General features: G+C 42.9%; 6 protein-coding genes. 1 reads left to right on the plus strand and 5 read right to left on the minus strand.

The features are described from left to right. A partial coding sequence (locus NJ959_RS25655) for a hypothetical protein (protein WP_254014594.1) occupies positions 1-419 on the plus strand: 419 nt, incomplete at its 5' end. Between the two features lie 183 nt (positions 420-602). On the opposite strand, the gene NJ959_RS25660 is transcribed toward NJ959_RS25655, so the two are convergent. From NJ959_RS25660 to NJ959_RS25680, 5 genes are all read right to left on the minus strand, one after another. Continuing rightward, positions 603-1,052, minus strand: coding sequence for a Fur family transcriptional regulator (locus tag NJ959_RS25660; protein WP_254014595.1), 450 nt, complete (start codon positions 1,050-1,052; stop codon positions 603-605). 256 nt (positions 1,053-1,308) lie between these two features. Continuing rightward, a complete protein-coding gene (gene coaBC, locus NJ959_RS25665; RefSeq protein WP_254014596.1) occupies positions 1,309-2,508 on the minus strand; it encodes a bifunctional phosphopantothenoylcysteine decarboxylase/phosphopantothenate--cysteine ligase CoaBC in 1,200 nt (399 codons plus the stop codon). Beyond that, positions 2,505-2,717: a protein IsiD gene (gene isiD / locus NJ959_RS25670; RefSeq protein ID WP_254014598.1), complete on the minus strand. Its 213-nt coding sequence runs from the start codon at positions 2,715-2,717 to the stop codon at positions 2,505-2,507. The genes coaBC and isiD overlap by 4 nt, the downstream gene beginning before the upstream one ends. Before the next feature lie 345 nt (positions 2,718-3,062). Beyond that, complete coding sequence (locus NJ959_RS25675; RefSeq protein ID WP_254014599.1) at positions 3,063-3,674, minus strand: alpha/beta hydrolase; 612 nt, start codon at positions 3,672-3,674, stop codon at positions 3,063-3,065. A 266-nt stretch (positions 3,675-3,940) separates the two neighbouring features. Beyond that, the gene (locus tag NJ959_RS25680; RefSeq protein ID WP_254014597.1) at positions 3,941-4,579 is read right to left on the minus strand and encodes a Crp/Fnr family transcriptional regulator; all 639 of its coding nucleotides are present in this window, start codon (positions 4,577-4,579) and stop codon (positions 3,941-3,943) included. Between the last annotated feature and the right edge of the window lie 149 nt (positions 4,580-4,728).

Consider the following 4,728-nt stretch of genomic DNA (forward strand, 5'->3'; position numbering starts at 1 on the left):
GTTTAATGTGGTTCCCTTTACTAGGATTCTTTATTTGGCTGGCTTGGTTAGGTTGGTACGAATATCAAAAAGTTGAAGCATATCGTAAATGGGCAGAAGAATTCGATCGAGCAAAGTACGATATTTATGCAGTGTTGGCTCAAAAAGATAGTGACTTAACTTGGGGAAAACCTACATCTAAAGGACCGATAAATTTACAAACATTTTCTCTCAAAGATGTGGAATCGATTCGGTTGTTGGTGGATAGTAAGGTTGTTGAGTTAGAAACACCACCCAGTAAGGGAAAAACAATAGAGTTGGAATTTATCTTATCAGAACCTGCGACATCTGTTCAAGTTCCTTTTACAGAAATACCACTGGCGGTAAAATGGGGCAATTTTCTTCAGCAGAAATTACAAGAAATAGGGAATAGGGCATAAGGCAGCTCGATCAAAAAGCGATTGTGGCAGTGGAGGGTGAGGAATGTGGGATATTTATTCCTCACATTCCTCACCCTAAAGTGTCACATATATTTAGATTCAGAAACTTTGATTGCGCCAGCTTCCATTTTAGCTACTATATGAGTATTCCTAAACATCCATAAATACTCCACTCCCCATTCCCTACTCCCCATTCTCCACTCCTCGATAACCATAGAAGTCAATCCGGTACTCAGTAATCCGCACCCCAGTTTGTGCCTCAATTTGCTTGAGCAACTCCTCTGGTAATTGAATATAAATATCAATAATTTGATTAGTATCCAGACAGTTGACATGGCTATGAGCATCGCTGATATTCCCATATAAGCGTCCCTCAGCTCGCTCGATACATTCAATCACACCTTGTGACGATAGCGCTTCCAAATTCTGATAGACTGAGGTGTGACCGATTTCTTTCCCTTCCTGATTCAATCTGTCGTAAATATCCCGTGCAGAAAGGTGTTCCTTTGCTTGCCAAAGTAATTCTAGGATTAAGCGACGTTGGCGGGAAAGACGCATTCCCAATGTCTGACATCGATTGATAGCGTCTTCCAGGGATCGAATAGGTTTGACAACTGCCGCTTCCTTTTGCATATCCTTATGCTCTTAACTTATTTAGTTAATATAAACTCATTACCAGTTTATCTTGGAAAGCTTGAGTCTGTCTACTTCACAAACCTGGCGGACAATAAGCTTGTCGCTACACCTACCGGATATCAAAGGTTTTCAGCTTTTTCGATCTATAGCAACCGCCAGAGCGGTTAGGATATTCTCGGCTACCAAATTTTAACAATGGGCTGCCATCCCATTGGCCTAATACGGGCGACTGCTATATACTCGATATTCAGTGCTAACTATTCACAAAATCAAATAAATAATGAGCCAACTGTAACTTACTACAAGGTTCGATAATTTTCTCCCTGCCTCTATCATCTAAAAGGATTGCTTGATTACAATCGCTACCAAAACCAACATTAGGTAAGTCTATGGGATTAGCTGCGATCGCATTTAATTTTTTCTCCTTTAATTTCTGTAACGCAGGCTTGACAATATCACCTGTTTGTGCTGCAAAGCCGATTAATTTTTGATGGGGTTGTTTGAGCTGTCCTAATTCTGCCAAAATATCGGGTACTGCTACCAAGGGTAAGCTGTTAGGTAATGATTTTTTCGGTAATTTCTCTGGGAAGTATTCGGCAGGCTTCACATCGGCTACGGCTGCTGCCATGACAATCAAATCTGCTTCTGGAAAAGAGCTTAACATTGCCGATCGCATTTCGGCGGCACTGACTACGGAAATTGCTCTTATTCCTGTTGGTATTTCTCCAGTTATCGGAGCATGAACTAATGTTACTTTTGCACCTCTATCCATGGCAGCGATTGCTAAAGCTATCCCCATCTTGCCAGTTGCAGGATTACCGATAAACCTTACAGGATCGAGATGTTCCCGCGTACCACCAGTGCTAATTAAAACTTGTTTTCCGACTAAATCTCGATCGCCACCTGTATGTAATAGTGAGTGGATTGATGTAATAATTTCAGTAGGTTCTGCCATCCTACCAGTACCAATAGTATCGCAAGCCAATAATCCGGTACTAGGTCCAACGCTATGATATCTGGAGTCAGTTAATAAAAGTTGCCAGTTTCGCTGTACAGTTTTTGCATTCCACATTTCTGTATTCATGGCAGGGGCTAATAGCACTGGACAGCGAGAGGCTAATACTGTATTAGTGAGTAAGTTATCTGCTAAACCGTGAGTTAACTTACCTACAGTATTTGCAGTTAATGGCGCGATCGCAAATACTTCCGCCCATTCTCCCAACTCAATATGGAGGGGGCGCTTGTGGGTGGGTTGCCAGAAAAGGCTATCTGTATAAGCGAGATGGCGAGATAGGGTAGCGATAGTTAGAGGAGTGATAAATTCTGTCGCCCCTTGAGTGAGAATAGCCCTAACCTCTATCCCACTCTGAAATAGGGTAGAGATTACTTGGGCTATTTTATAGGCGGCGATGCCACCGCCTATACCAATGAGAACTCTTCTACCCTTGCTCACGCTTCGTCATAGCCTTCCATGTCTAGCAAGTACAGATAGGGTTCCGCTAACTCTGGGCGCTGAAATGCGATCGCCCTTAACAAATGCCAATCTTCCAGCCCTTCAAAGGCATTATTATAATCATCCTGCTCCAAACGTCCAGCCAATTCCGCAACGTCTTCTACCGTGAGCATCGTTATGTTACGCTGGGACATGATTAAAGTTGCCATCGATCGCGCCTCCCTTGAATAGACATCTTGAGCGCAGTCCCCACCGATCATCTTTGATTTAGGTAGAGTTAGCGAAACCAATATAAAATGGCGACTAACGTTGCCACAATTATTGTTTTATATTATAATGTCTATTTGGGATGTTTTAGCAAGATAATCCACAACTATAATCTTTGATTAATCTTTCACTACTTACAGAGCAGAAACCTGGTTGCTCAGTACTGCACATGCCTAAAAATTGCTGTATAGTGCTAACGTTGTGCCCTCTGAAGCATACCACACCCTACAGATAAAGCTTAAGAACCAACAACCAACAACCAATAACCAACAACCAACAACCAAAAACTAAGTATTAACTAAAATAAAATTCTGGACGATTTCAATAACTTCTGGGACAATTTCATGTCCCATATCAATTTCTTTATACTGCATCGGTGTTCCCAAACCGAGTAAATAGTCTCGCAATCGCTGTGCTGCGCTAATGGGTACTACAGCATCTTGTTTACCATGAACAATTAAGACAGGAGGTAGTGGCGGCTCCAGATCGTTAGGGGTACGATGCAAATAACCGCTCATAGAAACTAAACCCCCTATCGGTAAATTTAACCCCACATCAAGAGTCATCGCCCCTCCCTGAGAAAAACCACCCAAAATTGTGGAAGATAGGGGTATCCCTGTAGTGTTTTCCAGGGATTTGAGCCAATCCATCAGGAGCATTTTACTTTGTGCTAATCCTTGATAATCTTGTCGTTCAAGGTCATACCACATTTTCCCACTCGGTACTTGCGGGTGGGGAAAGGGAGCATAAGGCAGCAAAAACTGATAGTTGGGCAGATTCAATTGGCGCACGAGGGAGACCAAATCTTGGGCATTGGCTCCCCAGCCATGTAGAATTACGACTAACCCAGCTATTCGCTGATCTGTTTCCGGTGGAATTGAAATAGCGTCGAGAGACAGGGGTTTACTCCTGAAAAATGCAACTCAGACCATGTTTATTTTCTTGATGGTTTATAGATAACCGTTTAAGCAGTTTACTAACTATCAGTTCTATCAGTTTGTTATTGTCATAATATATTGACATAACAATCCCGATTAATTACTTGTCAAGGTAACCGTGAATAACTGACAAGTTGAATGGAGTGCCGCTTATTCCCCTGATGCTTCTTCGCGAAGACAGCTTGTTTCTGCGAGGACTCAACAAATTAATCATTATACCCTGTATATCACCAATCAGCAAGAAGTTTAAAGTTTTCCTGCCGAATTACAATGTGGCGATCGCTGTCAAAGGTAATTGTACCCTCTTGCTTTAGCTTGTTGAGGAGTCGCGTCACAGTCACCCTGGTTGTGCCAATGGCATTGGCTAAATTCTGATGAGTAAGGCGCACCCCTATACGGGTTCCTGCTTCTACAGGTTGACCGATTTCCCGTTTCATCAGCAATAAGAATTGTTGCAAGCGCTCCTCAACTCGACGGTTTCCTGCGATCGCAAGCAGTGCTTCTGTTTGTCGCATCCGACGCACCATTTGAGGTAGAATCGCCTGGGCTAAACGTGGGGAACTGTTTATTTCCGATAGAGAAAACCACACTAGATGGACATCAGATAGGGCTGTTGCTTGGTAGGCCGTTAACAAAGAAAACCAATTACCAAATAAAGTAGACGGTTCTGCCCAGCCTAACCATACTTCTTCACCATTCTCGCATAAAGTACTGAGTTGCACCAGTCCCTGGCTGACTTGCCATACTCCCTGAGATACCAGAGGGATTTTTTGTCCTTTGGCATAAAAATGCAATCGTCGTCCTTCTGTCGATTCGTGCTGCTCAATCTGTAGAATTGCTCTAGAGGAGGGGATCGTGAGTTGCATCTCTTTGGGTACCTTTCAACAACTGGGCTATGGAGTCAGCTTCACTCTAAGGTACTAAGGTAAAGATGGGGTAATCGCGAGATTAAGCCTCTGTTATTGGTTGTTGGTTGTTGGTTGTTGGTTGTTGGTTGTTGGTTGTTGGTTGTTGG

Origin of the sequence: Limnofasciculus baicalensis BBK-W-15, assembly GCF_024178385.1 — a bacterium.
GTDB lineage: Bacteria > Cyanobacteriota > Cyanobacteriia > Cyanobacteriales > Coleofasciculaceae > Limnofasciculus > Limnofasciculus baicalensis.